Origin of the sequence: Micromonospora sp. WMMD1102, assembly GCF_029626265.1 — a bacterium.
GTDB lineage: Bacteria > Actinomycetota > Actinomycetes > Mycobacteriales > Micromonosporaceae > Plantactinospora.
In genome coordinates this window covers 2,846,391-2,863,713 of sequence record NZ_JARUBN010000001.1, presented here as the reverse complement: position 1 = coordinate 2,863,713, position 17,323 = coordinate 2,846,391, and the positions used below count along the sequence as shown (strand labels likewise).

Below are 17,323 nucleotides of genomic sequence, written 5' to 3'. Positions count from 1 at the left end.
CACCGAGACGATCTACGCGGGTCTATCTACCCCGTTCGACACCGATCCATGCGTTAAGCTCCGGTCACATGGCCGCCGATGATCCGTCCACCGCCGACTTCCCCGCCCGGCAGCGCATCGCCGCGGGGCACGAGGACCTACCCGTGCTGTCGGCGGCCGTGATGACCCACCCGGACCGGCTGTCGCAGGCCCGCGCGGTGGCCGCCGGGCTCGCCCCGCTGGACGCCGCGCTCGCGGTCGATCCGGAGCCGGACGGCCCGCCGAGCACCGTCCGCAGTGCCCGGCTGGCCTACGCCGCGGTCGCCCCGGACGCCACCCACCACCTCGTCGTGCAGGACGACGTCCTGCTGCCGGACGGCTTCGCGGCCGCCGCGCGGCAGAGCCTGGCCCGGCAGCCCCGGGCGGCGGTCAGCTACTTCGTCGAGTGGGGTTCGCGGACGGCCGCACTGGTCCGGTTCGCGGCCCTGACCGGCGCCTCCTGGGTGCCGATGGTGAATCCGTACGTGCCGACCCAGGCACTCGCGCTGCCGGCCGACGTCGCCCGGGAGTTCGCGGCCTTCCTGGCGACCCAGCCGGACACCGGGGTGGCCGACGACGAACTGGCCCTCGACTTCCTCGGCCGGGCCGGGGTGCCGTGCCTGGTGACCGTGCCCAATCTCGTCGAGCACGACGACCGGTCCAGTCTGATCGGCAACCACGCGCACGGTGTACGCCTGTCCGCCTGTCTCCTTCCCGACGGGCCCGGACCGGCCGGCGACGCCGCGCAGCTCACCGGCGGCGTGCTCGACGTTCCGGCGCTGCTGCCCTTCCTGGCCTGGACCGACGGCACCGCCACCACCATCGACACCACGGACGGCTCCTACTCGACCCGGTTGCCGACCGGTCGGGTGCTCGCCGGGTGGGGCTGGGACGGGACGGAGCTGACCGACGCCTACCGGGCGGCGCTCGCCGACATCCCGGCCGGCGGCGCGCTGCGCGCCGAGATCGGCGACCGCCACCTGCGCGCGCTCTGGGAGACCGCGGTGGCGACGGGCGTGGTGCTCAGCACCAACTGGCCGGAGAGTGCCGAACGGCTGACCGAGCGCCTGGAGACTCCGCTGGCGCGGCGTGCCCTGCGCAGCATGGGACCCGGGGCACTGCGCACCTTCCACGACTTCGACCTGCTGACCGGCCGCACCGAGGAGTTCGCCGCGCTGGCCACCGCCGGCCTGCTGCACGGCGCCGGCCAGAAGCCGCCAACCTGACCCGCATGCCCTAACGGCTGCGCCGGGTGATTCGCACGCCGTAGGCGATCATGCCGATGACCAGGAGCGCGGAGATGCCCTGCAGGCCGGGCGAGTCGTCGAAGCCTCCGTAGACGAATCCGGCACCGCCGAGCGCGGCGGCGAGGATGGCGGCGGTGACGGGCAGGTACCTCATCGGACCTCCGTTCGGCGGGCGGGCCCTGCGCCCGACCGGTCGGCGCGCCCGGCGTGCGTGTCGTGGCCTCCGGTCGGACCGTCAGTGTGCCCGGTCAGCGCCCGCCGCAGCGAGTCGACGAGCGCCCGGCCGGAGTCGGGCCAGCGCGGCACCGCGAAGCCGGCGCCGAGCCGGGGCAACGTGCCGCGCAGGGCGCTGTCGACCAGTCTGGTCAGCCGGGCGGCGTCGGTCAACGGATAGAAGTGCGCGTGGCCGTCGACCGTCTCCCGCAGCGGTGGGATGTCGGTGCAGACCACCTCGCAACCGCAGGCCAGCGCCTCCAGGGGTCCGAGGTGGTTGCCCTCGTTCCGGGAGGCGACCAGCAGGGCCGAAGCCCCGGAGTAGAGCGCGGCCAGGGTGTCGTCGTCGACCCGGCCGGTGAACACCACCGACCCTGCGGCGGACGCGTCCCGCAGCAGCGCGACGACCTCCGGGCGGGCCTCGGCATAGCCGCCCACCACGACGAGCCGGGCGTCGGCCGGGAACCGTTCGGCAGCCGCCAGCCACCGGGCGAGCAGCCAGTCGAACCGCTTGATCGGACCGGCGAGCCCGACATAGAGGCAGTACGGGCCGGGCAGTGCGTACCGGACACGGGCGGCGGTCACCTCGGCCGGCGGGCGCCGGTGGAAGATCTCGGTACGGACCGCGCAGGGCACCAGGTCGATCGCACCGGCCGGTACGCCGAGCAGCCGCACCAGGTCGTCACCGGTCGCCCGGGAGACCGCCACGATCCGGCTGGCACCGGCCGCGAGCGCCCGGTTGAGCGCCCGGAAGTAGCGCCGGAAGGTCCCGCCGTGCCCGTCGTCCCAGTCGGAGAGCGCGGCGAGTTCCGCGCCGAGCGCCGTCCACTGTGCGGAGCCGAAGTGCCGGACGAACTGCTCCCGACCGTAGTCGTGTTCCGGGAAGCGCAACCGGGTCAGGTCGTGCACCGTGTAGCTGTAAGGAATCGGACAGCGCCGGTCCAGGGTGTAGTGGGTGGTGTGGTAGAGGTCGAACTCGCCGCTGCCCAGCAGGGTGCGCAGTTCGGCGCTGCGGCGTACGAAGCCGTCCGGTTCGGCGGCCACCAGCAGGCGTACCGGCGCGGTCCCGATCGCCTCCCGTGCCACCGTGGCCTGCACCGGGTCGACGTACGCGGTGAGCCGTGGGGTGTCGCCGACGCTCGCCAGCACGGCCAGTTCACGCAGCAGGTTGGCGCCGTACCGGGCGATGCCGGTCGGCTGGTTGGCACGGATGTCGACCAGGACCCGCGTCATACGCCTCCGTCCAGGCTCAGGTCTGCCCCGGAACCTGACTCCACCGGATCGGTCCGTTCGATCGGTTCGGTCCGTTCGGGTTCGGTCGGTTCGGTCGATGGAGACACTAGTAGTCAGATGATTACATGGCGAAGTGGACCTCGACGACTACTTCGTTTTCGGTGCCTCCGGGCCGTATCGGCGCAACGAGGTCTTCACCGACCGGGAGGAGTACACCCGGCTGCTGATCGAGCGGGCGCACCGGATGGCCGCCGAGCCGTGTTCCACGGCGGACCTGCTCGACTTCGGCCGGCCGGCCCGGAACGTGGTGGTGATCTACGGCCAGGGCGGGATCGGCAAGACCACCCTGGTCAACCAGTTCTGCGCGGAGCTGACCGCGTCGACCGCTCCCGAGCTGCCCAAACGCCGGGTCGTGTCGAGTTTCGACTTCGCCGACGGCAGCAACCTCGGTTTCGAGACCGTCGTCCTGCGGGTCCGCGCCGCGCTGGGCCGGCTCGGCCGGCCGTTCACCGCCTTCGACACGGGCCTGTCGGTCTACTGGGAGTTGAAGCATCCCGGCGTCAGTCTCACCGACTTCGTCGGGCGCAGCGGCTTCCTCGGCCAGGAGGACCGGGAGGAGACCGCGCAGCAGATCGCCGGGGTCGTCGACGAACTGCTCGGCTCGGTCGCGGTGGTGGAGGTCGGCTACAAGATGGCGACCGGACTGGTACGCCGGCTGCGCGAGGCCGCCGAGGTGCGCCGCCTCCGGCGCGAGTTCCCACCCTTCGACCTCATCCTCCGGGAGAACGATCCGGACCGGATGCTCGGCTACCTGCCCATCCTGCTCGCCTGGGACATCGAGCGGATCCGGGCCAGGCGCCCGGCGCTGGCGGTCTGCCACCTCGACACCTTCGAGGCCGTCCAGGCGCTGCCCCGGGAGAAGGGACTGCTGGAGGACCTGCTCGCCCGGATGGTCTACCTGATGCCCAACGTGCTGTTCGTGGTGGCCAGCCGGCGTCCGCTGCGCTGGCACGACCCGGTCCGCGCGGTCACCCTCACCTACGGCGGCGCCACGCGCTGGCCGCGCCTGGCCGGAGTGGACGGGGTCAGCGACCAGTACGCGCTCGCCGGGCTGACCCCCGACTACGCCGACGCCTTCCTGCGGGAGCGGCTGACGGCCGACGGCGGAGAGCCGGCGATCGAGGAGGCGGTACGCCGGCGGATCGTCGACGCCTCGGCCGGCTCGCCGCTCTATCTCGAACTGTCGGTCAGCCAGTACCGCAGTGCGGCGCTGCGCGGGGAGCACCCGGATCCGGCCCAGTTCGGCGGCCCGTTGCCCGAACTCGTCCTGCGGATCATGCGCGACCTCTCCCCCGCCGAACGCAACCTGTTGCGCGCCGCCGCGCTGCTCGCGGCGTTCGACGCCGACATCCTGCGCGCGGTACTCCCGGACGTGGCGACGGCGACGATCCACCGCTTCCTCACCAACAGCTTCGTCCGGCACGCGGCGGGCACCTGGCCGGAGTACCGGATCCACCAGAATCTCCGGCAGAGCATCAACGCCTGCGACGAGTACACCGACGACGGCTGGGTCGGTGCCGAGCGGGTCGACCGGGCTGCCCGGGCCACCGCCCGGGTCACCGAGGTCGGCCTGGAGGTCTGGCGGCCCGACGACGGCGACACGGTGGTGTCGGCGCAGCGCAGCCAGTGCGCGGTGGCCGCGATGCTGCTGGTGCTCCAGGCGGCCGTCGAGCACGAGCTGCTGCCGGACGGGCTCGGGGACCTCACCTACACGCTCAGCCAGCTCGGGCACTGGCAGGTGCTCGCCGCACTGCCGCCCGCCGACGGTGCCGCGCCCGCGCTGCGCCGGCTGGTCGAGGCGGCCCGGCTGGCCGCCACCGCCGAGGTCGACGCCCGTCCCCGCTACCAGCGGCTCAAGGCGCTGGCGCAGTCGCCGTGGCAGCACCCCTACGACGCGTACGTCGCCTACGAACTCGGCTCGCTGACCCAGTCGACCGGGCACCACGCGGAAGGCGACGAGTTCTTCGCCTCGCTCGATCAGGCCGGGCCGCTGCTGCGCGGCGCCGGGGCGTGGGGCCGGGCCGGGGTGGCGCTGCGCCGCAGCCGGCTCGGCGAGGTGCTGGGCTATGCCCCCTCGTCGGCCGGCCAGCCGCTGGAGGACGCCCGGACGTGGGACCTGCTCGGACACGTCTACCAGCACGGCGGCGACTTCGCCCGGTCCGCCGACTTCTTCCGGCGGTCGCTCGACCAGGCGCGGGCCACCGGTGCACCGCTCTGGGGCGCCCGGGCCGCCCGGCACCTGGCGCTGGCCACCATGTGGACCGACCCTGGGCTCGCGGTCTCGATGCTGCCGGAGGCCCGGGACCTCAACCAGTCGCTCGGGGACCTGATCGGACTGGCGCAGTGCGACCTCGCGGCGGCGGTGGGAGCGGCTGCCGAGGGCGACCGCGACGAGGTGGACGAGCTGCTCGCCCGGGCCGACCGGCTGACCGAGGAGTCCGGCGTGGTCGGTCAGCTGCTGCCGGTCGGCGCGATCACGGTACTCACGGCGCTGGCCACCGACCGGCCCGAGCTGGCCCGTACCGCCGCGCTGGCGCTCGCCGCCGACGCCCGCTCCGACCAGCTCGCGCCTCCGGTCTGGGCGGCCGTCGCCGGGTTGTGGCTCGGCGACGACGGGCTGCACGACTTCGCGGCGATCGGCTGGTACGACTCCGCCGAGCTGGCCCGGCAGCGCTGGCTGGGCCCGCTGCGGATGCTCCGGGCCGCCCGCGCGGCGGCCGAACCGGGCGGGTGAGCGCCCAGTGGACGAGCCGGACGCGGCCACGCCCTCGGACCGGCCGGACGCGGCGGGAGTTCCGCCCCGCGAACCGGCCGCGGAGATGCCGCGTCGTGGGCCGGGCACGGAGATGCCGCGTCGTGAGCCGGGCACGGAGATGCCGCGTCGTGAGCCGGGCACGGAGATGCCGCGTCGTGAGCCGGGCACGGAGATGCCGCGTCGTGGGCCGGGCACGGAGATGCCGCGTTGTGGGCCGCTCGACCTGAACCTGAGCGGGGACGCGACGCCGTCGGCCGGCGAGCTGCCGGGTGAGGTGGTCGACGCGCTGGTCCGGGCGGCGGCGCGGAGTCCGGCCTACGACGGCCCGTCGCCGACAGATTCCGGCGCGACCGTGCTGCCGGGCCGCCGGACCCTGATCAAGGTGCAGCACCGCCGGCACGAGACGCTCGCGGTCTGCCTCGACTACGAGCGGGTACGCGTCGCCGCCGCCATCCCGGCACCGGCCCTGCTCGACCACGGCGAGATCCTGGCCGGCGGTGCGCGCCGGTGGTGGACCGTGCTGGAGCGGGTGCCCGGGTCACACGGCGGCGGCGGCCCGCTGCTGTCCCGGCGCCAGCGGGCGGTCACCGCCACCATGCGCCGCTGGCACGACCACGCCCCGCCGGTCGGTCGCCGGCTGGACGCGCCGGGCAGCGCCGTGATGTTCTTCGGCGAGATCCGGCTGCGGGACCCGTCCTGCGCCTTACGCCTGGCGGCGGCCCTCGACCAGGCGTGCCGGGGTGCCCCGATGACGGCGATCCACGGGGACATGGCGGTCGGGCACAACGTGCTGTTCACCGGGGCGCGGCTGCGCGCCGTACTCGACCCGGGCGCCATCCAGGTCGGCCCGCCGATGCTCGACCTGGCCTGGTGCATCGCGGTCGACCTCGGCCTCGGCGGCACCGTCGAGTCGGCGCTGGCCGGCTACGGCGGCGGGGTGGACCACGAGCGGCTCGACCGACTGCTGCCGTTGATGCTGGCCCGGCGCCGGTTCGACCTGCTCAACCAGCGCCGCCCGGTGGCCGCGGAGCGGCTGGCGGCACACCTTCGGGCCCGCTGGCCGGAGCTGCTGGACTGGCTTCCGCCGCCGGACCCGGTCCCGTCCCGCGTTCCCGGCTGACGACGCGCTGTCGAGGCTCGACCTCCGGTGGCCGCGCCGTACGCCGCGGATCCTCGTGGTCCGGCGATCGTGCGGTGCGACGCAGTCCCTCGTGGACCGGTGCCAGTGCGGTGCGCCGCGGTCCCGCATGGTCCGGCGGCCATGCGGTGCGAGACAGTCCCTCGTAGACCGGTGACCGTGCCGTGCGCGACAGTCCCTCGTGGAGCTGGACGGGTCGCCAGTCCGGCAGCAGCGTACGGAGCCGGCGGATGTCGGCCACCACCGCCGGGCTGTCGCACGCCCTCGTCCGGGCCGGGTCGAAGACGGCGGTGCCGGCCAGCCCGAGGACCTCCAGGATGCCGGCCACCACGTCCCGGCCGGCGGTGCCCCGGCCGGTGCCGACGTTCACCCGGCCCGTCGCGCCCTGGGCGAGCAGCGCCAGCACGGCGTCGGCGGCATCCTCGACGTAGACGTAGTCGCGGACGGTCCGCAGGTCACCGAGGCGCAGCGGGCCACCGGCCCGGGCCTGGGCGAGCGCGGTCGGGACCAGGTGCTCGACGGTGGGGCCGGGGCCGTAGAGGTTGAACAGCCGCACCGACAACGCGGCCACGCCGCGCCGGGCGGCGTACCGGTGCACCATCCGCTCCCCGGCCAGCTTGGTCCGCCCGTAGAGGGTGGGCGGGGCGCACCGGGAACGTTCGGAGAGCGGGCGGGTGGAGTCGGCGTAGACGGCCGCCGAGGAGGCGAAGACGAACCGCTGTGGGCGGTGGGCCCGCCAGGCGGCGAGCATGCTGGCAGTGCCGTCGACGTTCACCCGCCCGGTCTCCGCCGGGTCCCGCTCGCACTCCGGGATGAAGTGCTTAGCGGCGAGGTGGATCACCGCCCAGGGACGTACGGCATGGTGCAGCTCGGCCACCGCGTCGGCGTCGCAGACGCTGGTCCGGTGGTGCACCACGTCGGCGTCGTCGGCGAACTCGCGCAGCCGGCGCAGTGTGCCCGCGCTGCCGTCGTCGACCACGGTCACCTGCCGGCCGGCGGCGCGCAGCCGGCGGACCACGGCGACCCCCAGGAATCCCGCTCCGCCGGTGACGAGCACCGGGGAGCCGGTGTCGGTCAGCGCGCGGGTCGTGTCGGCACGCCCCGGCCTCATGAGATGGAAGGATAGGTGCCGATGCGTTGTCCACACCATGGACGAGGTGGTGAGCGGATGGTCGGGGTTCTGACGGACGGACGGATCGACGCCCCCGACGGCATCGGGCGCTACACCCGCTGCACGATCGCGGCGCTCCGGTCCGTGGTCGGGATACCGGTCCCGGGGGACGGGATCCGGCTCGACGTGCTGGCGCCGACCGGCACGCCACGGTACGGCTCCGCCGAGGCCGACGAGCTGCTCGACACGGCCCGCCGGGTGGGCGCCGACGTCATCCACCTGTTCGACTACCGGATCCCGTGGCCCGATCCCGGCATCCCACTGGTGGTGACCGTGCACGACGTGGTCCGGCTGCGCGATCCCGGTCTGTGCTACCCGGACGCCGCCTTCGCCGCGCGGTTCGGTGCCGACGACCTGGCGGCGATGCGCCGGGCGGTCGCGGAACTGCGCGCACTCACTCCGCCGGCACCGGCCGCGCGGGCACATCCCGCCTCGGTGCACGAGGAGTACTACGGGCTGATGATGGCGCATCTCGCGGCGACCGCACACCGGATCGTCGTACCGACCGAGACCGTCGCCGGGCAGTTCCGGGCCGCCGTCCGGGCCGACGCACCGGTGCTGGTCAGCTCGTGGGGCAGCGATCACCTGCTCGGCGCGCCGGCACCGCCGGAGCGGGTTCCACAGGTGCCGGACGGGTTCGTCCTCTACGTCGGGCTGGCCCGGGCACACAAGCGGATCGGCGCGGTGCTGGACGCGTACGCCCGCACGGCGAGCCGGCGTCGCGGCGTGCCGCTGGTGCTGGTCGGCAACGACTTCGCCCCCGGCGGTCCCGGTGCCGCGCTGGTCGCCGGTCACCCGGTCGCGGCCGAGGCGGTGCTGCTCGGCGCGGTCGACGACAGCGTGTTGCAATCGCTGTACCTGCGGGCCGGTGCCCTGGTCAGTCTCTCGGCGAGCGAGGGTTTCGGGTTTCCGCCGCTGGAGGCGCTGGCGGTCGGGACGGCGGTGGTCGCCGCCGACATCCCCACCTACCGGGAACTGCTCGGCACGGCGGCCCGGCTCGTCGACCCGGACGACCTGGCCGGCACCGCCCGGGCGATCGACGAGTCGGTCACCGCCGGCCCGCCCCCGGCGGCACGGGAGGTCGCGCCCCGACCGTGGGCGACGCACGCGCGGACACTGCTCGACCTCTACCGGGAGGCGGTACGCGACCGGCCAACGCGCGGAAGTTGACCGCCGCGCGCGGAGTTTGACCGGCCAGCGCGCGTAAACGTTGACCGGTCCGGCGGCGGCGACTCCGCTGGCCGGAGACGGTCTGGCAGGATCTCCGGGATGGAGCAGGTTCCGCCGACCGAGGCAGCCGCGCTGCTCGCCCAGGCCCGGCGGGTGGTCGTCTTCACCGGCGCCGGGATCTCGGCCGAAAGCGGCGTGCCGACCTTCCGGGACGACCTCACCGGGCTGTGGGCCCGGTTCGACGCCACCCAACTCGCCACTCCGGAGGCGTTCCACGCCGACCCGGACCTGGTCTGGGGTTGGTACGAGTGGCGCCGAGCCCGGGTACGCCGGGCCAGGCCGAACCCCGGGCACCTCGCCACGGCCGCCATCGAGTCCCTGTGCCCCGACACCATGCTGGTCACCCAGAACGTCGACGACCTGCACGAGCGGGCCGGTTCCCGCTTCCCCGTCCACCTGCACGGCAGCCTCTTCGCACCGCGCTGCATCGGCGCGGGCGCCCACCCGGCCGCCCTGCCGGAGCCGGCGGAGGACGAGCCCGCCGACCCGGGCGAGGGCGCCCGGATCCCGCCACCCCGCTGCGCACAATGCGGTTGGCTCGTCCGGCCCGGGGTGGTGTGGTTCGGCGAGGCCCTACCGGAGGCCGCGTTGACGGCGGCGGTCGAGGCTGCCGCCGGTTGCGACGTGCTGCTGACCGTCGGCACCTCGGGAGTGGTCTATCCCGCGGCCGAGATCCCGCTGGTCGCGGCACGCCGTGGCGCTGCCGTGATCCAGGTCAACCCGGAACCGACGCCGCTCGACGACGTCTGTGCGGTGAACCTGCGCGGAACGGCGGCCCAGGTGCTTCCGACCCTCGTCACCGCCGCCCGGTCCGCCCGTCGTTGATCGCGCTCCACCAGCACCAGCTCACCCGGACCGGACGGGCTGGCCGGTGCCTGCACCTGAGCTGGGTTCGGCCCGGCGTCCGGCCGCCGATGGTCGTCGGCCCGTTGCCGCGACCTGTCACATGTAGCTGAGGCTGACCCAGAAGACGAGCGCGGAGGCGGCGAGCAGCCCGCCGAGGGTGGTACCGGTGAGGATCAGCGCCGGCGCGATCCGGATCCGGTCCCGCAGCAGCAGGTAGACGCCGACGGCGGCGATGAAGGCGATCACCGCGAGGTAGACGACGAAGAGGAAGCTCGCGGTGACCACGGCGGCCGAACCGGCGGCGGCCAGCGCGGCACGCTGCGGGCCGAGGTCGCGACGGAAAACCGGGTAGCCGACCGCGGCGGCGAAGACCGCGACGAAGGCCAGCACCGCCGGGATGGCGAGCGTGGCGAGGTAGAGCATCAGCAAGAAGCTCGCGGTGACGCCGATCGTGACGCCCGCACCGGCCCCGACGGCCCGCCGCAGGCCGAGATCGCGCAGCAGTACCAGGTAGGCGACGGCGCCGGCACAGACGGCGGTACCGCCGATGAGGATCGCGAGTGACGAGTCCACGGTCTTCCTTCTGGTCGAGGGCGGTGGTCGAGGGCGGTGGTCGAGGGCGGTGGTCGCCGGACGACAGGAATCGTACGAAAGCCGCGCACCCCATCAGGACTCGTCGGGTCGTACGTGCCAGGTCGCGTCCGGCAGCGGCTGCCGGAGGTGACGGCAGCGGCTAACGGAGCGGTGCCGAGTGGATCGCGAGTACGGCCTGGACGAGTGCCGCGTGGGTCAGGGTCTGCGGATAGTTGCCGAGCATGGCACCGGTGCCCGGGTCCAGTTCCTCGGCGTAGAGGCCGAGTGGGCTGGCCCGGTCGAGAAGGTCCCGGAACAGCTCCACCGCCTCGGTCCGCCGGCCGGTGGCGGCGAGCGCCTGCACCAGCCAGAACGAGCAGGGCAGGAAGGCCCCCTCGGTGCCGGGTAGCCCGTCGCGGCCGGGTGGATAGCGGTAGAGCAGCGGGCCGCCGGCCCCGAGGTCGCTCCGGACGGCGTCGACGGTACGCCCGACCCGGGGCGAGCCGGCGTCCTCGATGCCGAGCAGCGGCAGCACCAGCAGCGCGGCGTCGACGTCCCCGGATCCGTAGCCCCGGACGTAGTTCGTCCGCCCGGGGTCGACCCCGTGCACCCGTACGTCCTCGGTGATCGCCTGGCGGGCGTCCTGCCAGCGTCGCCGCTGCCGCTCCGGCGCCGGCCGGATCTCGGCGATCCGCAGCGCCCGGTCCAGCGCGAGCCAGCCCATCAGTTTGGAGTGCACGTGCTGGGCCGGGTGGCGTAGCTCCCAGATGCCGGCGTCGGGCTCCCGCCACCGCCGGGCGACCACGTCGGCGAAGCCGCGCACGGTCCGCCAGGTCTCCGCGTCGAGGTGGTGACCGGCCCGCGCGTACACCCAGACGGCGTCGACGACCCAGCCGTAGCCGTCGAGTTGGTGTTGGCCGGCCGCGTCGTTGCCGACCCGTACCGGGGTGCTGCCGGCGTAGCCGGGCCAGCCGGCGAGCCGCCGCTCGGCCGGTACCCGCAGGCCGTCCAGGGTGAACAGGGCCGGCAGGCGCGGTCGCTGCAACCGGCTTGCCCGCAGCAGCCAGGCGAGGAAGCCGCGCGCCTGGTCGGGCTTGCCGACGCCGAGGAACGCGGCGACGCTGATGCTGGCGTCCCGGGGCCAGACGTAGCGGTAGTCCCAGTTCCGTGTCCCGCCGGGCTGTTCCGGCAGCGACGTCGTCGGCGCCGCGACCGGGGCGTGCGACGGCGAGTACGTCAGCAGCCGCAGGGTGAGCAGGCTGCGCGCCACCGCCTCCCGGAACGGCAGTTCGGGGTCGATCTCGGCGACCCACGCCCGCCAGCGCGTCTCGTCGGCCAGCAGCAGATCCCAGGCGCGGGCCGGGTCGACCTGCACCAGCGGTTCTCGGTGTGCCACGGCCAGCACGAAGGTGACCGGGCGCCCCGGATGCACGGTCAGCGGGGTCGACCGACCTGCCGCGACGGCCACCGGACCGGTGGCACCGCTCGGCAACCCAGCGCCACCGGGCAACACCGTGTCGCTCGGCAACACGGCGCCGCTCGGCGACACCGCGCAGCTAAGCGACACCGCGCAGCTAAGCGACACCGCGAGCGAGCCCCACTCGCAGACGAGCAGTGACCCGCGCCGACGTGCCCGGGGCCGCCGGTGTGCGGTGCCGAGCCGGGGGTCGAACTCGACGACCGCGTCGACGGGACCTCCCTCGGCGTGCAGGCGCCGGACCAGCAGGTTCGTCGGCAGCAGCCGCCCGGTCACCTCGGCCACCATCCCCTCGTCGAGAGTGAGTCGCCGGTCGCCGACCGCCCAGGTGGTCCGCAGGGTCGCGGTGTGTCGGCGGTACCGCCGCTCGACGACCCCGGCCGGACCGGTCGGACCGATCCGGTACGTGCCGGCCGCCGGGCCGCCGACCAGCCGGCCGAACAGGGACGCGCCGTCGAACCGGGGCACGCACATCCAGTCGATCGCACCCGCGCTGGAGACCAGGGCGGCGGTACGGGTGTCCCCGAGCAGCCCGTAGTCCGCGATCGGCGGTGGCTCGGCGGCGTGACCGGGGCTCATCGGACCTGTAGGAGCAGCCCGAGTACGGTCCCGTAGAGGACGTGTACGGCTACCGTCACCGCCGGGGTCTGCACCCCGTAGTTGAGGGCGAACAGGCCCGGCGGCTCCAGTACGGCAGTACTGGCCGGACCGGCCCGCAGCGACGCCATCCGGGGGTGTACGCCGGGCAGCAGCGGCAGCAGCACGGTAAGCGCGACGGCGACGTGCACCACGCCGAGCAGCGCCCCGAGCCACCAGGTGGCCCGGCCGAGCAGGGCGAACGTGGCGGCGTAGCCCAGCGCGAATCCCTGACCGGCCAGCAGGTGGATGAAGAACCCGGCCACCCGGGCCCGGTCGGGGTCCTCGGTGACCAGGGTGCCGAGGATCAGCGGCAGGTCGACCCGGGTGAGCCCGACGAGCTGCGCGGTGATCATCGCAGCGGTGAGTACGGCGGTGGCCACCACCCCGAAGAGTGCCCACCCGGCCCAGTCCATCTCAGCCGACCCAGTCCAGCTCAGCGGGCGCGGCCGGCCGCCCGGACGCACCCGTCCGGCCCGGTCGGCAGGGCGGGTACCGGATCGGCCATCGTGCTGCCTCCTGGTCTCTGCGTGACCCGGCGCGTCCGAGGTCCCGCCACCTCGACGCGAACCCGGCATCTGATTCGTCCGAATATCTACCGTAATGCGGCTGCGCGCTCCAGCACCGCACGGCTCGCCGGCTCGGGGGCTCGAAAACGCCGGGCTGCGGTATGCGGCCGACTGCCAGCAGAGCCGGGACGAAATTGGCTCTATTCCACCCTGGACGGATTCGCGCAGCCGGGCGGAAGATGACCGGAACCAATCGCGTCCGATGATCCGCAAATGCACCGGAATATATGGAGACGATAAACGTGAGTACTGTTCCGGTAATCCTCAAGCGCCTCCGCGCCGAGCGCGCCGTCACCCAGGACCAGGTTGCCGAGGCGGTAAAGGTCAGTAAGTCGTTGATCGCCGCCTTCGAGACAAGCCGACTCGCACCGAAGGCGGACACGGCGGAGCGGCTGGACGAGTATTTCGACACGGGAAAGGAGATTCAGAAGGCGGCGTTCGAGGCCCGGAAACACGTGCGCCAGGCACCGCAGTGGTTCCGCCCGTGGCGAGAGGTGGAAGACACCGCCACCAGCCTCCGATATTTCCAGCTCAGCCTGGTTCCCGGCCTGCTGCAAACCGAGGCGTACGCCCGGTCGGTCCTCGACAGCGGACTGCGCAGCCCGCAGGAGGTCGACGAGGAGGTGGCCCGCCGGCTGGCCCGCCAGGTCGCCGTCTTCGACCGCCCGGATCCACCGGTCTGCTCCTTCGTGCTCGACGTCGCCGCGCTACGTTGCGGCGACCCGGAGCTGACCGGGGCACAACTGCGACACCTCGCCGACCTCGGCGCCCGGCCGGGCGTCTATCTGTGCGTCGTGCCCGAGACGGTCGGGATGTATCCCGGCCGCTCCGGGGCGTTCGCGCTCGGCACCCTCGACGACGGCCGCATGGTCGGCTATCTGGAGGACTTCTTCGAGGGACGGGTGCACGCCGAGCCGGACCGGGTGACCGCGCTGGACCGGATGTGGCACGCCGTCAGTGCGGTAGCGTTGCCGTGCGACCAGTCCCGAGACCTGATCCTGAGGATGGTGAAGGACCTGTGACCACCGACAGTCCACTCGCGACCGAGAGCAGCCCGCGCTGGCGCACGTCGCGCCGCAGCAACCAGTCCGGCGGCGACTGCGTCGAGGTCGCCGACAACCTGCCCGGCCGGATACTGGTCCGGGACAGCAAGAACCGTCCCGGACCAGTGCTGACCTTCACCCCCGAGGCATGGCGCGGCTTCGTCCGGCACGCCGCGACGCCCTGATACCGGCACGCCGCGACACCCTGATACCGGGACGCTCCGGGGTCACCGGGCCGCGCCGGCGCGCCGCTTGGTCCAGACGTCGAAGGCGACCGCCGCGAGCAGCACCGCACCCTTGACCAGCATCACCCGTTCGCTCGGCTCGCCCATCAGCGACATGCCGTTGTTGATGACACCCATGATCAGGCCGCCGGTGATCGCTCCGACCACCTTGCCGACGCCGCCCTGCACCGCCGCCCCGCCGATGAACGCCGCCGCGATCGCGTCGAGTTCGAAGGCGTTGCCGGCGGTCGGGCCGGCCTGGTTGAGCCGGCCGGCGAAGATGATCCCGGCGAGTGCGGCGAGCACACCCATGTTGACGAAGATCCAGAAGATCACCGACTTGACCTTGACGCCGCTCAGTGTCGCGGCCTGGAGGTTGCCGCCGACGGCGTAGATCTGCCGGCCGAAGACCGCCCGGTTGGTCAGCAGCGTGTACGCCAGGATCAGCCCGGCGAGCAGGATCAGCACCCAGGGCAGGTTCTTGAACCGGGCCAGCTGCACGATCACCGTCATCACCACGACGCCGGCCAGGGCGAGCTTGAGGACGAAGAGCGGCAGCGGCTCGACGCTCTGCTGGTAGCGGAGCCGGGCCGTCCGGCTACGCCACTGCACCGCCACGATGCCGGCCATCGCGGCGATCCCGACCAGCAGGCTGAACAGGTCGGCCCCGCCCAGCGGGCCGAGCCCGATATTGCCCAGGTAGCCCTCGGTGAAGCCGTTGGCGAGGGTACGCACCGGGTCCGGGAACGGGCCGATGCCCTGGTTGCCGAGGACGGTGAGGGTGAGCGCCCGGAACAGCAGCATGCCGGCCAGGGTCACGATGAAGGCCGGGATGCCGAAGTAGGCGACCCAGAATCCCTGCCAGGCGCCGATCAACCCGCCGACGACCAGGGTGATCAGCAGGGCCAGCGGCCAGGGTACGTCGTGTTCGACCATCAGCACCGCGGCGATCGCGCCGGTCACCGCCACCACCGAGCCGACAGAGAGGTCGATGTGCCCGGCGATGATGATCAGAATCATGCCGATCGCCAGGATCAGCACGTACGAGTTCTGCACGACGATGTTCGAGATGTTCTGCGGTTGCAGCAGGGCACCGCCGGTGAGTACCGAGAAGAGCAGCACGATCAGCGCGAAGGCGACGTAGATGCCGCTCTGCCGCAGGTTCACCGAGAACCGGCGGCCGGGTCCGCCGGCCGGGGCGGACGGTTCACCGAGACCGGGGCCGCTCACCGCGACGTCGGCGTTGGTGGGTGCGGTGGCGCTCATCGAGGGTCTGCTCCTGTCCGTTCGTCGGGTCGCTTCACCGGCCGGAGCCGTTCGCCGCGCCCGCTTCGTCCGAGGTGGTGCGGGCGTCGCCGTGGTCGGCCTGGCCCTTTGTCATGTACCGCATCAGGTGTTCCTGGGTCGCCTCCGCGCGCGACACCTCGGCGGTGACCCGGCCGGCGGAGAGGGTGTAGATGCGGTCGCAGAGCCCGAGCAGCTCGGGCAGCTCGGACGAGATGACCAGGATGGCCTTACCCTCGTCGGCGAGCCGGTTGATGATCGAGTAGATCTCGTACTTGGCGCCGACGTCGATGCCCCGGGTCGGCTCGTCCAGGATCAGCACGTCGGGGTTCGTGAAGATCCACTTCGAGAGTACGACCTTCTGCTGGTTGCCGCCGCTGAGCTTGCCGGTCACGCTCAGCACGCTCGGCGCCTTGATGTTCATGCTGGCCCGGAACTCGTCGGCGACCTGGTACTCCCGGTGGTCGTCGACCCAGCCGCGCCGGGCCAGCAGGCTCAGGCCGGCGGCCGAGACGTTCCGCTTGATGTCCTCGATCAGGTTGAGCCCGTACCGCTTGCGGTCCTCGGTGGCGTACGCGATGCCGTGCCGGATGGCGTCCCGCACCGACCGTACGCTGATCTCCTTGCCGTCCTTGACCAGCCGGCCGGAGATGTTCGTCCCGTACGAGCGCCCGAAGACGCTCATCGCCAGCTCGGTCCGGCCGGCGCCCATCAGCCCGGCCAGCCCGACGATCTCGCCGCGTCGGAGCGTCAGGTTGGCGTTCGACACCACCGCCCGGCCGTGCTGGGTGGGGCTGTGCACGGTCCAGTCCTCGATCCGCAGCACCTCGCTGCCGATCCTCGGCTCGCGCGGCGGGAACCGGTGGTCGAGGTCCCGGCCGACCATCCCGGAGATGATCCGGTCCTCGGTCACCTCGTCGGAGCCGGTGTCCAGGGTCTCGATGGTCCGCCCGTCCCGCAGGATGGTGATCCGGTCGGCGACCGCCGCGATCTCGTTCAGCTTGTGCGAGATGATCACGCAGGTGATGCCCTGGTCGCGCAGGCCGCGCAGCAGGTCGAGCAGGTGCGCCGAGTCCCGGTCGTTGAGCGCCGCGGTCGGTTCGTCCAGGATGAGCAACCGGACCCGCTTGGACAGCGCCTTGGCGATCTCGACGAGCTGCTGCTTGCCGACGCCGATGTCGCTGACCTGGGTCACCGGGTTCTCGTAGAGCCCGACCCGGGCCAGCAGCTCGGCCGCCTCGTGGTTGGTCCGGTTCCAGTCGATCAGGCCACGGCCGGCCCGTTCGTTGCCGAGGAAGATGTTCTCCGCGATGGAGAGCTGCGGACAGAGTGCCAGCTCCTGGTGGATGATGACGATCCCGCGCCGCTCGCTGTCCCGGATGTCGGAGAAGGCGCAGGGCTCGCCGTCGAAGAAGATCTCTCCCGAGTACGAGCCGTGCGGGTAGACCCCGGAGAGCACCTTCATCAACGTGGACTTCCCGGCGCCGTTCTCGCCGCAGATCGCGTGGATCTCACCCCGGCGCACCGAGAGGTCGACCTCCTGGAGGGCGCGTACCCCGGGGAAGGTCTTGGTGATGTCCCGCATCCGCAGAATGTCGTCGGTCAT

The 17,323-nt window shown here is 72.9% G+C and carries 15 protein-coding genes; 7 read left to right on the top strand and 8 right to left on the bottom strand.

The genetic code is table 11. The annotated features are described in order from the left end of the window. Positions 1-68 precede the first annotated feature (68 nt). Entirely contained in the window at positions 69-1,244 is a 1,176-nt protein-coding gene (locus O7626_RS12655; protein WP_278061365.1) for a hypothetical protein, read from the top strand. A gap of 10 nt (positions 1,245-1,254) precedes the next feature. Here O7626_RS12655 and O7626_RS12650 read toward each other — a convergent pair whose 3' ends face one another. Both O7626_RS12650 and O7626_RS12645 read right to left on the bottom strand, forming a co-directional pair. Next, positions 1,255-1,419, bottom strand: coding sequence for a hypothetical protein (locus tag O7626_RS12650; protein WP_278061364.1), 165 nt, complete (start codon positions 1,417-1,419; stop codon positions 1,255-1,257). Continuing rightward, positions 1,416-2,711, bottom strand: a complete 1,296-nt coding sequence (locus O7626_RS12645; RefSeq protein ID WP_278061363.1) for a glycosyltransferase family 1 protein — start codon at positions 2,709-2,711, stop codon at positions 1,416-1,418. Before O7626_RS12645 ends, O7626_RS12650 begins: the two co-directional genes overlap by 4 nt. Before the next feature lie 133 nt (positions 2,712-2,844). Between O7626_RS12645 and O7626_RS12640 the strand changes: the two genes are divergently transcribed. Next, positions 2,845-5,505: a hypothetical protein gene (locus tag O7626_RS12640; RefSeq protein ID WP_278061362.1), complete on the top strand. Its 2,661-nt coding sequence runs from the start codon at positions 2,845-2,847 to the stop codon at positions 5,503-5,505. A gap of 7 nt (positions 5,506-5,512) precedes the next feature. Beyond that, positions 5,513-6,646, top strand: a complete 1,134-nt coding sequence (locus O7626_RS12635) for a phosphotransferase (protein ID WP_278061361.1) — start codon at positions 5,513-5,515, stop codon at positions 6,644-6,646. Here the strand turns inward: O7626_RS12635 and O7626_RS12630 are convergent. Further along, entirely contained in the window at positions 6,528-7,775 is a 1,248-nt protein-coding gene (locus O7626_RS12630; RefSeq protein WP_278061360.1) for an NAD-dependent epimerase/dehydratase family protein, read from the bottom strand. The genes O7626_RS12635 and O7626_RS12630 overlap by 119 nt on opposite strands. A 57-nt stretch (positions 7,776-7,832) precedes the next feature. On the opposite strand from O7626_RS12630, the gene O7626_RS12625 reads away from it, so the two are divergent. Beyond that, entirely contained in the window at positions 7,833-9,005 is a 1,173-nt protein-coding gene (locus O7626_RS12625; protein ID WP_278061359.1) for a glycosyltransferase, read from the top strand. 99 nt (positions 9,006-9,104) lie between these two features. Then, the gene (locus O7626_RS12620; protein WP_278061358.1) at positions 9,105-9,890 is read left to right on the top strand and encodes an NAD-dependent protein deacylase; all 786 of its coding nucleotides are present in this window, start codon (positions 9,105-9,107) and stop codon (positions 9,888-9,890) included. 117 nt (positions 9,891-10,007) lie between these two features. Here the strand turns inward: O7626_RS12620 and O7626_RS12615 are convergent, their stop codons facing one another. The 3 genes from O7626_RS12615 to O7626_RS12605 all read right to left on the bottom strand — a co-directional run bounded on the left by O7626_RS12615 (position 10,008) and on the right by O7626_RS12605 (position 13,013). After that, positions 10,008-10,484 carry a hypothetical protein gene (locus O7626_RS12615; protein ID WP_278061357.1) on the bottom strand — a complete coding sequence of 159 codons (477 nt, stop codon included), beginning with the start codon at positions 10,482-10,484 and terminating at the stop codon, positions 10,008-10,010. 160 nt (positions 10,485-10,644) lie between these two features. Beyond that, positions 10,645-12,540 carry a glycoside hydrolase family 15 protein gene (locus tag O7626_RS12610; RefSeq protein ID WP_278061356.1) on the bottom strand — a complete coding sequence of 632 codons (1,896 nt, stop codon included), beginning with the start codon at positions 12,538-12,540 and terminating at the stop codon, positions 10,645-10,647. Then, on the bottom strand, positions 12,537-13,013 hold the full coding sequence (locus O7626_RS12605; protein ID WP_278061355.1) for a hypothetical protein: 477 nt from the start codon (positions 13,011-13,013) through the stop codon (positions 12,537-12,539). The genes O7626_RS12610 and O7626_RS12605 overlap by 4 nt, the downstream gene beginning before the upstream one ends. Positions 13,014-13,408: 395 nt before the next feature. Here O7626_RS12605 and O7626_RS12600 point away from each other — a divergent pair, with 395 nt between their 5' ends. Both O7626_RS12600 and O7626_RS12595 read left to right on the top strand, forming a co-directional pair. After that, on the top strand, positions 13,409-14,188 hold the full coding sequence (locus O7626_RS12600; protein WP_278061354.1) for a helix-turn-helix transcriptional regulator: 780 nt from the start codon (positions 13,409-13,411) through the stop codon (positions 14,186-14,188). Continuing rightward, on the top strand, positions 14,185-14,394 hold the full coding sequence (locus tag O7626_RS12595; RefSeq protein ID WP_278061353.1) for a DUF397 domain-containing protein: 210 nt from the start codon (positions 14,185-14,187) through the stop codon (positions 14,392-14,394). Before O7626_RS12600 ends, O7626_RS12595 begins: the two co-directional genes overlap by 4 nt. A gap of 42 nt (positions 14,395-14,436) precedes the next feature. Here the strand turns inward: O7626_RS12595 and mmsB are convergent, their stop codons facing one another. Further along, a complete protein-coding gene (mmsB, locus tag O7626_RS12590; RefSeq protein ID WP_278061352.1) occupies positions 14,437-15,699 on the bottom strand; it encodes a multiple monosaccharide ABC transporter permease in 1,263 nt (420 codons plus the stop codon). A 34-nt stretch (positions 15,700-15,733) separates the two neighbouring features. Beyond that, positions 15,734-17,323, bottom strand: coding sequence for a multiple monosaccharide ABC transporter ATP-binding protein (mmsA, locus tag O7626_RS12585; RefSeq protein ID WP_278061351.1), 1,590 nt, complete (start codon positions 17,321-17,323; stop codon positions 15,734-15,736).